At 72.0% G+C, this 13872-nt stretch carries 13 protein-coding genes and 1 pseudogene; 6 read left to right on the top strand and 8 right to left on the bottom strand.

The genetic code is table 11. The features are described 5' to 3' along the window. Window positions 1-86 precede the first annotated feature (86 nt). Window positions 87-536, top strand: coding sequence for an SRPBCC family protein (locus AB0C36_RS32030; RefSeq protein WP_358361004.1), 450 nt, complete (start codon window positions 87-89; stop codon window positions 534-536). Window positions 537-548: 12 nt separating this feature from the next. Here the strand turns inward: AB0C36_RS32030 and AB0C36_RS32025 are convergent, their stop codons facing one another. Beyond that, on the bottom strand, window positions 549-1052 hold the full coding sequence (locus AB0C36_RS32025; RefSeq protein WP_358361001.1) for a hypothetical protein: 504 nt from the start codon (window positions 1050-1052) through the stop codon (window positions 549-551). Window positions 1053-1173: 121 nt separating this feature from the next. Next, complete coding sequence (locus AB0C36_RS32020; protein WP_358360999.1) at window positions 1174-1518, bottom strand: hypothetical protein; 345 nt, start codon at window positions 1516-1518, stop codon at window positions 1174-1176. A gap of 570 nt (window positions 1519-2088) precedes the next feature. On the opposite strand from AB0C36_RS32020, the gene AB0C36_RS32015 reads away from it, so the two are divergent. After that, window positions 2089-2580, top strand: coding sequence for a GNAT family N-acetyltransferase (locus tag AB0C36_RS32015; RefSeq protein ID WP_358360996.1), 492 nt, complete (start codon window positions 2089-2091; stop codon window positions 2578-2580). A 79-nt stretch (window positions 2581-2659) separates the two neighbouring features. Here the strand turns inward: AB0C36_RS32015 and AB0C36_RS32010 are convergent, their stop codons facing one another. Next, on the bottom strand, window positions 2660-3985 hold the full coding sequence (locus AB0C36_RS32010; protein WP_358360994.1) for an MFS transporter: 1326 nt from the start codon (window positions 3983-3985) through the stop codon (window positions 2660-2662). Next, on the bottom strand, window positions 3982-4764 hold the full coding sequence (locus tag AB0C36_RS32005; RefSeq protein WP_358360991.1) for an ArsR/SmtB family transcription factor: 783 nt from the start codon (window positions 4762-4764) through the stop codon (window positions 3982-3984). Before AB0C36_RS32005 ends, AB0C36_RS32010 begins: the two co-directional genes overlap by 4 nt. A 233-nt stretch (window positions 4765-4997) precedes the next feature. On the opposite strand from AB0C36_RS32005, the gene AB0C36_RS32000 reads away from it, so the two are divergent. Continuing rightward, window positions 4998-5654 carry a GNAT family N-acetyltransferase gene (locus tag AB0C36_RS32000; RefSeq protein WP_358360990.1) on the top strand — a complete coding sequence of 219 codons (657 nt, stop codon included), beginning with the start codon at window positions 4998-5000 and terminating at the stop codon, window positions 5652-5654. A gap of 56 nt (window positions 5655-5710) precedes the next feature. Here the strand turns inward: AB0C36_RS32000 and AB0C36_RS31995 are convergent, their stop codons facing one another. Further along, window positions 5711-6241, bottom strand: coding sequence for a GrpB family protein (locus AB0C36_RS31995; protein WP_358360987.1), 531 nt, complete (start codon window positions 6239-6241; stop codon window positions 5711-5713). A 96-nt stretch (window positions 6242-6337) separates the two neighbouring features. Here AB0C36_RS31995 and AB0C36_RS31990 point away from each other — a divergent pair, with 96 nt between their 5' ends. Then, complete coding sequence (locus AB0C36_RS31990; RefSeq protein WP_358360985.1) at window positions 6338-7174, top strand: MerR family transcriptional regulator; 837 nt, start codon at window positions 6338-6340, stop codon at window positions 7172-7174. 133 nt (window positions 7175-7307) lie between these two features. On the opposite strand, the gene AB0C36_RS31985 is transcribed toward AB0C36_RS31990, so the two are convergent. From AB0C36_RS31985 to AB0C36_RS31975, 3 genes and pseudogenes are all read right to left on the bottom strand, one after another. Then, window positions 7308-7796 carry a GNAT family N-acetyltransferase gene (locus AB0C36_RS31985; RefSeq protein WP_358360982.1) on the bottom strand — a complete coding sequence of 163 codons (489 nt, stop codon included), beginning with the start codon at window positions 7794-7796 and terminating at the stop codon, window positions 7308-7310. Between the two features lie 590 nt (window positions 7797-8386). Continuing rightward, window positions 8387-8980 (bottom strand): annotated as a pseudogene (locus tag AB0C36_RS31980) (HdeD family acid-resistance protein); the annotation flags it as partial. A 342-nt stretch (window positions 8981-9322) separates the two neighbouring features. Next, the gene (locus AB0C36_RS31975; protein ID WP_358360981.1) at window positions 9323-11182 is read right to left on the bottom strand and encodes a class I adenylate-forming enzyme family protein; all 1860 of its coding nucleotides are present in this window, start codon (window positions 11180-11182) and stop codon (window positions 9323-9325) included. 273 nt (window positions 11183-11455) lie between these two features. On the opposite strand from AB0C36_RS31975, the gene AB0C36_RS31970 reads away from it, so the two are divergent. Together AB0C36_RS31970 and AB0C36_RS31965 are read left to right on the top strand one after the other, a co-directional pair. Next, a complete protein-coding gene (locus tag AB0C36_RS31970) occupies window positions 11456-12664 on the top strand; it encodes an acyl-CoA dehydrogenase family protein (protein WP_358360978.1) in 1209 nt (402 codons plus the stop codon). Further along, window positions 12661-13800 (top strand): acyl-CoA dehydrogenase family protein, encoded by a 1140-nt coding sequence (locus AB0C36_RS31965; RefSeq protein ID WP_358360976.1) that lies wholly within the window; start codon window positions 12661-12663, stop codon window positions 13798-13800. Before AB0C36_RS31970 ends, AB0C36_RS31965 begins: the two co-directional genes overlap by 4 nt. Window positions 13801-13872 lie beyond the last annotated feature (72 nt).

Below are 13872 nucleotides of genomic sequence, written 5' to 3'. Positions count from 1 at the left end.
GAAGACACTCCCTAGAACATGCGGGTGCCGGTGCGCGGGAGGCCCGGCGGGCACCCGGGGCGGGAGGGGGGGCCTAGGCTCCGGGCATGGCGCGGTTTGTTCTGGTCACGCACATCGAGGCGGAGCCACGCAGGGTGTTCGAGGCGTCCTTGGACGTCGGCGTCCACACCGCGTCGATGGCCGGCGCGTGCGAGGAGGCGGTGGCGGGGGTCACGGACCGCGGCCTGGTCCTGGGGGACACGGTGACCTGGCGGGCGCGGCACTTCGGGGTGTGGTGGCGGATGACGGCCGAGATCACCGCCTATGAGCCGGCCGGGTTCTTCGTCGACGAGCAGCGCCGCGGGCCGTTCCGCTCATGGCGGCACGAGCATCACTTCGTCGCGGACGGCGATGCCACGACCATGCGCGACACCGTGGCGTTCGCCGCACCGTTCGGACCGGTGGGGCGGCTCGCGGAGGCCGTCGTACTGCGGCGCTACATGGCACGCCTGATCAGCAACCGCAACCGCCACCTCAAGCAGACCCTGGAGCACTGAACCGTACGCAGCCTAAGGCGGTTGGTCCGCTGCCGTCGGCAGGGGCGGGTCGCGCGGGGAGACGAAGCGGCGGCGCCAGTCGCGGTTGTTGCCGACTCGGGCGAGGAACAGCCTGAGGTCGTGCAACTCCTCGTCGAGACCGTCGAACAACGGGTCCACGCGGTTGCCCGGGTCGCCGAGGGGACCGGTGTAATGCCAGGTGATGAACTTGTCCGAGCCGCTCACGAGGCTGAACCGGCAGGCGATCCGGTCGGCGTCGCACTCACGGGCAAAGGTCAGGTGTTCGTCGACGAGCCACCTGTCGGTTCCGGCCTGGAACCACAGGTTCGGGCCGTCCGCGTACACGGCGCAGAAGACCGGGAAGCCGGGTCCCGCACCGCTGTACCGGTTGAGCGAGATCCAGCCGACGTTGCCGGCTCCCTTGTCGTCGGACCACCGGGCGAGTTGGCCGGTCTCCACGGTGAGCACCCAACTGCCGAGGTGCCGGTCCCAGTCCTTGAGGAGAACCGCCGTCATGAGTCGCCCCCGATTCCGACCGCGCTGCTCCGCGCGGCTCGGGGTCAATGTCGTGGTTCTTGCGGCGAAGGTCCAGGCCGGGTTCGTCTGTGGGGCGGGCTGCTGTTGCGCGCCGGTTTGCTCAGGCGGCTTCCAATGCCTCGGCCTGCCGTGTGAGGTCTGCCGCGATGTCGTCCCAGTCCGGGCCGTGCAGCCACAGATTCTGCGCGGCCTCCCGCAGGAGGGCCGGCTCGTCCGGCCGCTGCAAGAGCACGAGCCGGTAGGCGAGGTTGCGGATCCATACCGGGAGCCGGCCGTCGACCAGGTGCGGGCAGAGCTCGTGCAGCATCGCGAGGATCGCGTCCGCGTCGGCGAACGTCAGCTCCTCCACGAAATAGTGCTCGTGATGCTCCCGACCGCATGCAGGTGTCGGACGGTACTCGTCTCCGTAAAGACACCGCGCGTGCTCGGTCAAGGTGCTGTGCATGCGCCGCAGCCTACGGTCCGGCCCCTTGCGGCTGGATCCGTGACGCGCGGGTCCGACGGCGGGATCGGGGGCACGGCGGTGTCGAGGAGTTCGAGGTCCAGGAGTTGGCCCGGCGGCGGATAGTCGAGGGCACGCGACCCGATGTGCCGGAGGCTCTCTTGCCCGCCGTTCCCCGAAGGCGTTTCGTTGTACGGGATTTCGACGATCGGAGGCGGCGGGCGGCACGCGACGGGCAGCAGTACCCCGTCGCCGATCGCGATCGGCCGCCGCCAAAGCCCGCTCCTCCCCCGGCCCCGCATGCGGTCTGCCTTCCGACAGGGCGTCAAGGTCGGGGTTCTGACGCGCCGACACCCAACGGTTCCCAGCCGTGGTGCCATCACGGGGTAGGGAAACCGGGGTTGGTACGCTCGCGGTGGCGCGTGGTTGCGCGCCGGCCGGTTCGGCTGGGGAGGTTGATGAATATGGCCCGCGTGGCTGTTCTTCGGCATGCCCTTGGCCGGGTCGCGTCGCACGTGTGAGCGATCCGGTCGACCGAATCGACCTGGAGTTCGCGTGTCATATCTGTTTTCCGTGGATGCCTCCGACGTCACCACCGCCCGGCTTGCGCTGCGGCCGTGGTCGCCGGACGAGCTTGCGGCGGTGCCGAGCGGCGCCCGGATGGACCACTGGGCGGAGGACTTCCCCGCCGAAGGCGACGTCGTCATCGCCGGGTTCGTCGCGGACCGGCCCAATGTCAACGAGTACGGGCAGCGGCAGGTGATCGAGCGGTCCACCGGCCTGGTGGTCGGCTCGATCGGGCTGTTCTGGCCGCCGACTGACGGTGCGTTGGAGATCGGGTACGGCATCGTGCCGTCGCGGCGCGGTCTCGGGTACGCGTCGGAAGCGGCCCGGGCGTTGGCGCTGTTCGCACTCGCCGCACCCGGCGTACACACGGTGTGCGCCGAGGTCGAGTTGGCGAATCCGGCGTCCGTCCGGGTGCTGGAGAAGGCGGGGTTCCGCTCGCTGGGCGACGACGGGACAACCGCCAGGTTCGGCGTGCAACTGCCTGACCTGAACGGCTAGTTGACCTAGCTGACCGAGGTGGGTGGGGTCGGCGGCGCGATGTGCCGTCGGCCCCGCCCACGACGGGTCGAGACCGGGGTCAGGAGGTGGCGGCGGGGGTGTCCTCCGGTTGACGCGAGCCGCCGTGCCGTGGCGGTGCCGTCGGCAGGTCGCGGGTGCGGGCGATCGGCGAGAACAGCAGGATCAGACCGGCCAGCGGTATCCCCGCCGCGGTGATGAACATGGCCGTACGCACGCCCAACGCGGTCCCCAGCGCACCGCCGAGCAGGGCTCCGAGCGGGATGGTGCCATAGCTGACGAACGCCGACGTCGCGGTGAGGCGACCGAGCAGTTCGGGCGGGCAATAGCGCTGCTGGAAGCCCGCCTTGATGACGTTCCCGGCCACAACACCGGCGGTGACGCTGAAACCGCCCGCGACGAAGAGGAGTACGCCCGGCCCCGCAACGGCCGCCGGCATCAGCAACGCCGGTACGGCAAGCGCAAGTTCGCAGACCAATGTGGCGCGGGCCGTGCCGAAGCGGCCCGCGATCCGCCGTGCGGCGAACGCCCCGACAACGCCACCCGCACTCACCGCCGCGACCAGGATTCCGACAGTGCCCGCCGTGAGGCCGACTTCGCGGACCAGGAAGACGACGCGGATCGACTGGTAGCCCATGAGCGCGAGGTTGGAGGCTGCCGCGAACAGGGTGAGCGTACGCAACCACGGGTCGTGCACGATCAGCCGCATCCCCTCGCCGATCCCGCCGACAAGCCCACCGCGTCCGGGAGTTGCGGGCGCGGGCGTGGAAGCGGTCATGGACGCGGGTGGCGCCTCGCGGTGCCGGATGCGGCCGAGGCAGATCAGGGAGACGAGGTACGTCGCGGCGTTCGCGAACATGCCGTTGACCGCGCCGGCCGCCTGCGCGAGGAGGCCTCCCGAGCCGAGTCCGGCGATCTGCGCGGCCGACGCGCTGCCGTGCAGCTTGGCGTTGCCCTCGGCCTGGTCCTCGGGGTCGAGGATGCTGGGCAGGTACGCGGTGTAGGCCGTCTGGAAGAACACCGCCGCCGTCCCCGTGGCCAGCGCGACGCCCAGCAGCACGCCCACGCTCAGCACCCCCGCCCGGTCCGCGACGGGAACGCTCGCGAACAGCACGAGCGACACCGCGGCCGACACGAGCATGACGGGACGCCGCCGCATGCGGTCCACCCAGACGCCGACGGGCAGCCCGACGACGAGCCACGGCAGCCACGAGGCCGCGGTCAGCAGGCCGACCTCGAACGTGCTCGCGTCCAGGTTCGCGACGGCGATGAGCGGCAGCGCGACGCTGGTCACCGCCGCCCCGAAGCGGCCCGTCGTCTCGCCGAGCCAGAGCAGTCGGAAGTCGCGGTGGCGCCGCAGCAGGCCGCCGCGCGTACGGGTGCTCATGACGCTCCCGCCCCCTTCCGCGGGAAGGACTGGAGTTGCACGACCACCGGACGCACTTCGGCACCGGGGACGGCACGAAGGGCGGCACCGGGACCAGCACCGGAGTCGGCACCGAGTTCGTCGTCGCGGTCGACGCCGGAGGCGGTGCCGTCCGCCGGACGCGCTGCCGAGTGCGCCCGGTAGCGGTCCACGACTCGCATCAACTCGGCGTTCATCTCCCCGAGTTCGTCGCGAGTGAGACGCAGGTCGCGCCAGTCCGAGATGGTTCCGGCACCACGCCACTCTTCGTCCCAGTCCTCGCCGACGTACGCCGTCACCCGGTCGAAGTACTGCCGGATCAGCCCGTCCAGGTACACGGACAGCGCGCCGCTGCTCTCCGGGTCGTCGCGGAAGTCCGCGATGTTGAGCTCGTTGGACCGCGGAACGCGGCGCCACCAGCGCTCGCGCTTCGTGCCGCGCCCGACCTCCTCCTCGATGAAGCCGTGCTGGGCGAGGTGGCGCAGGTGCCAGCTGACCGTGCCGGTGTTCTCGCCCAGGCGTCGCGCCAGCGTGGTCGACGTCGCGGGGCCGTCGAGGCTCAGCAGCTCCAGGATCCGCATGCGCAGCGGGTGCGCCAGGCCTTTCAGGCTCTGCGCGTCGATGCGGCGCCGGGCCCCGGCGGCCGCCGCCGCATCGGAGGCCGCGGCAGAAGCCGGGTGGGCTGCGGCAGAAGCCGGGTGGGCCGCGGCCTCGTGGGAGGCGCCGAGGGGACCAGGGCTGGGCTCGCTGTTCCGGGTCATGTCGCCAGCGTATCTTGCAGAGAGTTCTCTGCAAACATAAATCTGCAAGTGTGGAGACGGGTAACATCCGATGCTGGCTTCAGGCCATTACCTGATCAGCACCAGACGAGCACCAGACGAGCACCAGACGAGCCAGCCCAGCACCAGACGCAGTAACAACTGCAAGACCGAACCGACACCAGCCTGCCGTCCGAGGCACCGCCCGGACGCCGACCGACTCACGGAGAGCCCGCGTGGAAACCGCACCCGACACCGCTCTGCTCGCGCGCGCGTGGGTCGAGGGCTGGGTCGTCTCCCGGTCCGCCGCCCCGCCGATCGAGGAGTCGTGGGGGTTCACCATCGACGTGGGCCTGGTGCCGCACGTACGCCGCCACGTGCTGCTGCCCGACGCCGACGAGGCGCTGTTCCGCAAGCTCACGGCCCGGATCACCGCGCCCGGCACCTGGATCAAGCTGTTCCTGCCGCCCGAGACCGTCGAGCCGTGGCTCGCGCCCGGGTGGTCCTTCGACGCGCCGGGGTTCCTGATGAGCACCGCCCTGCGCCGCGTGCCGGATCCGGACGTACCGGCGGGCTACGTCCTGCGCGCATGGACACGCGGCGGCCTCACGCGCGTGCTCCTCACGACTGAGGACGGCCACTTCGCCGCACGCGGCCAGATAGCCGTGCCGGCCGTCGGCGCTCCCGGGGTCATCGACCAGATCGAGACGTCGCCGGACCACCAGAGGCGGGGCCTGGGCAGCGTGGTGATGCGTACGCTCGGCAACGCCGCCGCCGACGCCGGCTCCCCGAGCGCGGTCCTCGGGGCGACCCTCGACGGCCAGGCGCTCTATCACCACCTCGGCTGGACGACCCACGCGCCGCTCACCGGACTGGTGTTCGGCGCGGCGTAGCCGTGGGTCCCGAGTACCGGGCACCAGGTCAGCCGGCTCGGACGAACCGGTTCAGGTCAGTCGACCGTGTAGCCGAGGACCCGGGCGACGAACGCGCCCTTGCCGGCGGTGTACGCCTCGCGGTCCTCCGGATACTCGGCCGCGAGCCGCCGCTTGAGATCGGCGTAGTCGGCGGCCACAGCCGGATCCCGCGTCAGCGCGTCCCGGAACGCCACCAGGGCGCGGGCCCGGGGGCCGCCGAACTCGACGACGTGGAGGTGGTGCGTACGCAGCTCCGGACTCGGCCGCAGGAACCACAGGCGCGTGGCCGCATGCGGATCGTCGGACCAGTACGTCCAGCCGTCCTCCGTCAACGCGTCCACCATCGCGGCGCGTTCGGGGGACCCGATGCGCGGCAGCACGACCACGGGCGCCATCAGGTCGACTATCGGCTTGGCGGGCAGCCCCGGGACGGCCGTCGAGCCGACATGCTGCACGGTCGCGGCCAGCCACCGGGCCAGCACGCGGGCGACGTCTTCCCGCTGCCCGACGAAGGACTCGCGCCACGTGGGATCGGGTGCGGCAAGGCGCACCGGCATGTCGACCATGATCGAAACGTATCCGGCCGCGCCGACAGCGTCACAAGATTTTCGTCCCGGCTACTTCACCCTGACACGATGTGAGGCGGTGCACTGGGAGGCGTCATGTTCAGCATCGGAGATTTCGCCAGGCACGGCCGCGTGTCGGTGCGGATGCTGCGGCACTACGACGCGATCGGGCTCCTGCGGCCCGCACACGTCGATCCGCGCACCGGCTACCGCTTCTACGCGGCCGGGCAACTCGCCCGGCTCAACCGCGTCATCGCGCTCAAGGACCTCGGCTTCAACCTCCAGCAGGTCGGCGCCATCCTCGACGAGCGGGTGGACGTACCCGAGTTGCGCGGGATGCTGCGCCTGCGCCGGGCCGAACTCGCCGCCTCGATGGCGGCCGAGGCCGCGCGCCTGGCCCAGGTGGAGGCGCGCCTCCGGTCGATCGAGAGCGAGGGACGCATGCCCGCACAGGACGTCGTCGTCAAGCCGCTGCCCGTCATCCGGGTCGCCGAACTCGGCGCGGTGGCCGAGGGGTACGAGCCGGAGCACATCGGTCCGGTGATCCAGCCCCTGTACGAGGAACTGTGCCGCCGCCTCGAGGCCGCCGGCGTCGGCTTCGGCCCGGGGCTGGCCTACTACGAGGCGGTCCCGGACGGCGGTGGCGAGGCGGTCGTCGTGCACGCGGGCATGGTGGTCGGGCCCGAGGTCACCACGACCGCAGCTTTCACCGTGGTCGACCTCCCGGCCGTCGAGGAAGCCGCCGCGATCGTGCACCACGGATCGATGGACGCCGTCACGACGACCGGGCAGATGCTGGCGCACTGGCTCGACGCCAACGAGCGCGAGGCGGTGGGCTACACGCGCGAGCTCTACCTCGAATGCCCCGACGACCCGGACAAGTGGGTCACCGAACTCCAGCAGCCGCTGCGCCGTCCCGAGGCCGGGGGCTGAAGTCCCCGGACTCGCGAGAGTCGGTCGGGCTCACCTGACTCGACGCGACCGCGTGGTACGTGCCTCGTGGCTTGCGGCGCGTGGCCGTGCGGCGCGTGGCCGTGCGGCGCGTGGCCGTGCGGCACATGGCACGTCACAGATACCGGTGCATGATGTGCAGCCCGACGTAACCCTCGCGCGGGTGCCGGAACGCCTCGGGGACGGTGCCGACGATCTCGAAGCCGAGCGAACGGTACAGGTTCACGGCGTGCACGTTGGTCTCGACGACGGCGTTGAACTGCATCGCGCGGAAGCCGGCGTCGCGGGCCCAGGCGATCGAGTACTCGCACAGCGCGCGCCCGATGCCGCGTCCGGCGTGTGCCGGATCGACCATGTAGCTGGCGCTGGCGACGTGGGAGCCGTTGCCGTCCCGGTTGTTGTTCATCTTGCCGGTGCCGACGATCGTGCCGTCGTCGTCGAGGGCCACGACGGTGCGGTTCGGCGCCGCCGAGTACCAAATGGCGCGGGCCGCGTCGGAGTCGAGGTCGAGCGCGTACGGAAACGTCTCCCCCGCCGCGACGATCGCCCGGAAGAACGGCCTGATCCCGGCCCAGTCCTCGTCGGTCGCTTCCCTGATCAACATCCGCTCATTGTGCCCGTCGGCACGCGCCGCAGGAGCCGACCGCAGGCGCGGGCTGACGGGGGCGGGCCGACGGACGCGGGCCGACAGGCGTACGGCCGCTCACGAGTGAGGACCCCCCACCCGGGGCGCTCTCACGGGTGGGGGGTCCTCGGCGCGGAGCCCGGTGCATGGTTCGGGGCCGGGCGGATTCCGCGGCCTGTGTTCACGGGCAGGCACACACGCTGCCAGGTCCGGTCCGCGGGGTATTGGAGTTTTCCGACACGGAGCCGGGAAACCGGTGGGCCGGGGCGATCACGGGCGACCAGGCAACCGAGCAACCGGGCGAGCGGGTGACCAGGCGACCGGCGGCCAGTGTGTCAGCGCGACGCGCCCTCGCCGTCGCCACCCTTGTGGAGCGACCTGCGCAGCGTGTCAGGCCCCTTGTCGGCGGCCCATTCAGCGGTCGACGCGTCGCCGCCGTTCGTCTCGCCGGGACCGTCGCGCCATGCGGCGCCGCCCGCGAGTTCCTCCGACTCGGCCTCTATGTCCGCATCACGCGGTGTGGTGCCCACTGGACCACCCGCGGGGTCCACGGACGCCGCCGCCGCGCCGGCGGCCGTGCCTCCGGCGGTCTCGGCGTCCGCCTCCCGGACCATCCCCACGATGCGGCGCCCGGCGATGCCGAGGCTCATCATGCTGAGGCCGTCGAACAGCAGGGCGAGCGAGATGAAGGTGCCGATGGCGTACCGGCTGCTGCTCGGCCACTCGGAGAGCACGAGGAGTCCGAGACCGAGGTCGATGACGCCGACGACGATCGTCCACGTCATGCGGGCGGACATACTCGCGATGCCGCCGACGACACGGAACAGCCCCGCGGTCAGCAGCAGGAACGCCACGAACAGCGTGAGCGCCGCCGCGGCGACGTCCGGGCGCCGCAGCAGGACGACGCCCGCCGCGATGTTGAGCGCCGCCACCGCGACGGTCAGCCAGAACGCACTGGCCTCCTTGCGGGACTGGATCGCCTGGAACAGTCCGACGATGCCGCCGACGAGCAGCAGCCACGCGAACAGGACCATCGTGGTCAGCGTCGCCAGTCCGACGTACAGCAGGCCGATGATGCCGGCGGCCACCAGGATCAGGCCCAGGAACACCAGGAATCCGAAGCCGAACCCGCCCTTGCCGCGCTCCGCGTCGGCCCCCGCCATCCGGCGGTGGCGCGGGCCGCTGCCGCTTGTCGTGCCCATGGCAGGTGCTCCCTCGCGTCGGTTCGGGACCGGTCCGGGACCGAGCCGACACGCGGGTACGCCCGGCAGGTCCGTGCGGATCAGCGCCTACCCGCTCAGCGCCGGGATACCCGCGAGCCCGCCTGACACCGCCCGATCGAGACAACCCGAACGCGACGTCACGAACGAGACAGCCGAATCAACGAGACCGCCCGAGCGAGACAACCGATCACGACAGCCCGATCAGGACAGCCCAGTCACGACAACCCAGTCACGACAACCCGAACGGAACAACCCGAACCGAACAGCCCGAACGAAACGCCCTCAGTTCTCGACGCCCGCCCCCGGCGGAAGCGCCGCCGGGCCGAACCCCGCTCCGATCCCGCGCTGTCCCGAGGGCAGTGCCGCCCTGGCCGTCGGCGCGGCGGGCGGGCGCGTCTGCTCGACGATCAGCCCGGCCGGGTCGGCCAGCCCCAGGAAGTGCCGTCGCAGGCGGTGCTTCTCGACGCGGTGGTTCGGGGTGCGCGGCATGCGGATGACGACGCGCACGTGCGCGGGCCGCATGTACGGCGGCAGCGACTGCGCGCACCACGCGTGCAAGGCCTCCGGCTCCAGCAGGCGGCCGGGGTCGGGCTCGACGTACAGCACGATCTCGTCGTCCTGGCGGCCGCTGAGCGGCACGCCGAACACCGCGCAGATGGTGATGTCCGGATGCTGGTTGACCAGGTCCTCGATGTGGTACGCGGAGATGTTCTCGCCCCGCATGCGGATCCGGTCCTGCACGCGGTCCACGAAGTGGATCATCCCGTCCTCGGGGTCGCGCACCACCGCGTCCCCTGTGTGCAGCCACAGATTTCGCATCGCCTCGGCCGTGGTGAGCGGGTCGCCGAGGTACTCCTGCACGACGAGGCCCGACAGGTGCGGGCGCACCGCCAACTGGCCGACGGTGCCGGGCGGCACGCGCCGGTCGTACTCGTCGAGGATCGCGACGTCGAGGAAGGGCAGCGGGGCGCCCAGGAGCCCCTTGCGCGGCACCGCGTGGGCGGGCACGACCGGCACGCGGTAGTGCGCGCACACGCGGGTCACCTGTTCGTGCGTGAGCCCGCGCTGCAACGCGGGCGGGGTGCCCTCGCCGTCGCGCATCTCCTCGATGACGGCGGCGGCCGGCATGCCCGACTCGATCTGGCCGTACGCCGCCACCACGAAGTCGATGCCGAACCGCCGCGCGAAGTCGGCGTGCGTCGCGGGCAGCGGGTGCAGCCAGACCTTGGCCAGCGGGTTCAGCGCGTCGCCGGGGCGCTCGGGGGCGCTGGTGAGCCACGGTACGGCGGCGTCCGTGAGCACCGCCGTGCTGGCCCCCGTCGCCGTGACCCGCCCCCAGAACTCGCCGGGGTGGAACCGGTCCCACAACGTCACCGTCGACCCGGTCCAGGCCGCGCGCGCGACCCCGGCGAACGCGCCGAGCATGGTGTGCAGCGGCAAGTCGTTGTAGACCACGTCGTCGGGAGTCGTCAGGCGCCGCAGCAGGAACGTCGACTGCGCGACCCAGCGGTGGCACAGCACGACGGCCTTGGGGCGGCCGGTGTTGCCGGGGGTGTGCAGGATCGCCGCGATGTCGTCGGGCCCGGAGCCGACCTGCGGCGGCAGCGCGCGGGCCAGGAAGCGGGAGTACGGGACCTCGGGGAACTCGTGTGCGGGCGGGATGCCGACCGAGTCGTGGACGGTCACGCGCGGGGCGTACGGCAGGTGCCTGCGTACCAGTTCGAGTGCGGGCAGTCCGGCGCGCTCGGTGACGATGAGCGCGGCGCCGATGGTGGTCAGCTGCGCGAGCAGCAGTTCGCCGCCGAGGTCGGGGTCGACGGGGCAGAAGATGCCGCCGGCCTTCCAGATGCCGAACATCCACAGGGCCGCGGCGTACGGGCTGCGGCAGTGCACCGCGACGCGGTCGCCGCGGCGGACGCCGATGGCCTCCAGATTGCCCGCGATGGTGTCGGTCGCCCGGCGGGCCTCGGCGTAGCTGAGGTCGAGTCCGTGCTCGCCATAGTGGATGAAGACCCGCATTGGGGTGCGGACCGACCACGCGTCGAGTGCCTCGGTCACCGGTTCGCCGTCGACGGCGAGCTCGGCGGCGAGCGTGTCGAGAAGGGCGGCTCCGCCGGTGGCGCCCGTGCTGGGAGTCGTCACTGGTTGTCCTCACGGAACACGGCCCGGATCGTCTTCGGGACCGTGCGGGATCGATGTAACTCGATGTATCGACGTACCGGTGCCATGCGCAGTGGACGTGGAGCGTACCGCGTCGCGGAGCCGTGCGGGACGCGGCCGTCCAACTCCCGCGCCCACTCGTGGCGCGCGGCGGTCCCGCGCACCCTTCCGCTCGTTGATCTGTGTACCTAGCATCGGCGTGCGGACTGTTGTTGACGCACAGTCAGTAATTGTGGACGAAGGAGGCGCGACACCTTGCCCGACAACACTGGGTCCACCGTCGTCACCGCGGAGGAGATCCGCTCCCGGGTCCGGGAGCTGGCGAAGGCTCACGACCCGGCCACGACCGACCCCGTCGAATTCCTCGGGCACCGGTTCGACGCCGGTCTCGCCTGGGTGCACTTCCCGGTCGGCTGCGGCGGTCTCGCCGCGCCCCGCGCGCTGCAGCAGGTGGTCGAGCGGGAGCTCGCCGCCGCGGGTGCGAAACCGGCCAACCCGTTCCGCAATCCGATCGGACTCGGCATGGGCGCGCCGACCGTCGCCGTGCACGGTACGGAGGAGCAGCGCACGCGCCTGCTGCGGCCGCTGTGGACCGGCGAGGAGGTCTGGTGCCAGCTGTTCAGCGAGCCTGGCGCCGGCTCCGACCTGGCGGGGCTCGCGACGCGCGCGGTGCGCGACGGCGAGGACTGGGTCGTCAACGGCCAGAAGGTGTGGACGTCGTTCGCGCACAAGTCGCGCTGGGCGATGCTGCTCGCCCGGACCGATCCGGACCTGCCCAAGCACCAGGGCCTGACGTACTTCTTCCTGGACATGACGCTGCCGGGCGTCGAGGTGCGGCCGTTGCGGCAGGCCACCGGGCAGGCGGAGTTCAACGAGGTCTTCCTGACCGACGTACGCATCCCCGACACGATGCGCGCCGACGAGGTGGGCAAGGGCTGGGCGGTGTCGAACACCACGCTGATGAACGAGCGGGTGGCGATCGGCGGCGGCGAGTCGCCGCGCGAGGGCGGCGCGATCGGCCCGGTCGCCGCGCTGTGGCGCGAGCGTCCCGAGGTGCGCACCGGCGGCCTGCACGACCGGGTGATGCGGGCGTGGGTCGAGGCCGAGGTCGCGCGGCTCGCCAACGAGCGGATCCGGCAGCAGCTCGCGGCGGGCAAGCCGGGGCCGGAGGGTTCCGCGGCCAAGATGTCGTTCGCCCGGATCAACCAGGACACGACGCGGCTGTGGCTGGAACTGACCGGTGAGGAGGGCCTGACGTACGACGACTGGTCGATGCGCCGGGTGGACCTCGGCGGTTCGGACGGCGGCCGCTCGGCCGGCTACTACTACCTGCGGGCCAAGGGCAATTCCATCGAGGGCGGCACGTCGGAGATCCTGCGCGGCGTGATCGCCGACCGGGTCCTGGAGCTGCCGCGCGAGCCGCGTACCGACACGAAGCTGCCCTGGAAGGAGATCCCCCGGTGACCGCGATCCCCGCGCTGCTGTACTCGGACGTCGAGGAAGACCTCCGCGCCACCCTGAGGGGCCTTCTGGCGGACCGGTGTTCGTGGAACGACGTGCTGGCACGTGTCGACTCGCAAGAGCCGTACGACGACGCGCTGTGGAAGGCCGTGGCGGCCGAACTCGGCCTGGCCGGACTGCTGGTGCCCGACGAGCTGGGCGGCGCGGGTGCGACCGCGCGCGAAGTCGGGGTGGCCTTGGAGGAGTTGGCGCGTGCCGTCGCGCCCGTGCCGTTCTTCGCGAGTGCCGTGCTGGCGACTTCGGCGCTCGTCGCGGCACCGGCGGGCGAGGCGCGCGACGAGGCGCTGCGCGCGCTGGCCAGCGGATCCCGCGTGGGTACGCTGGCCGTTCCGGCGACGACCACCCCCGGCTCGGACTTCCCGCTGTCCGTGACCGGCGCCCCCGACGGCGACCGGCTGCTGCTGACCGGCGCCGTCACCAGCGTGCTGGCGGTGGACCGGGCGGACCTGTTCGTGGTCCCGGTGGTGGTGGACGGGGCGCCGTACCTGGCCCTCGTCGACGGCTCGGCGACCGGCTTCACCCGCTCGCGCATCACGACGCTGGACGCGACGCGGCCGATCGGCACGCTGACGCTGGACGGCGTCTCCGCGTCGATCGCCGCGGCGCCGGGCGAGGCCGCGGAGGCCCTGCAAGAGGCCCTGGTGGTCGGCGCGGCCCTGCTGGCTTCGGAGCAACTGGGGGTCGCGGAAAGGGCGTTGGAGGAGGCGATCGGGTACCTGAAGGTGCGGCACCAGTTCGGGCGCCCGATCGGCTCGTACCAGGCGCTGCGGCACCGTGCCGCGGACCTGTGGGCCGACATCGCCGCGGCGCGCGCGACCGCACGGTACGCGGCGGCCGCGGTCGCCGAGGGGTCCGACGACGCCGAGGTGGCCGCCTCGCTGGCCCAGTCGTACTGCGGCGACGTCGCGGTGCACGCCGCCGAGGAATGCGTCCAGATGCACGGCGGCATCGGGTTCACCTGGGAGCACCCCGCGCACCTGTACCTGAAGCGCGCGATGAGCGCGGCGCTGCTCATGGGGACCGCCGACCGGCACCGCGCCCGGCTGGGCACGTTGGTGGGGCTGCCGGCGACGGACTGAGCCCTGAGCCGACAGGGCCGCCGACCGGTGCGCCGACGGTCGGCGGCCCTTGCTACGGACCGACGGTCGGCG

It is taken from the genome of Streptodolium elevatio (genome assembly GCF_040649515.1).
GTDB lineage: Bacteria > Actinomycetota > Actinomycetes > Streptomycetales > Streptomycetaceae > Yinghuangia > Yinghuangia elevatio.
This window is presented reverse-complemented; position numbering and strand designations above follow the sequence as displayed.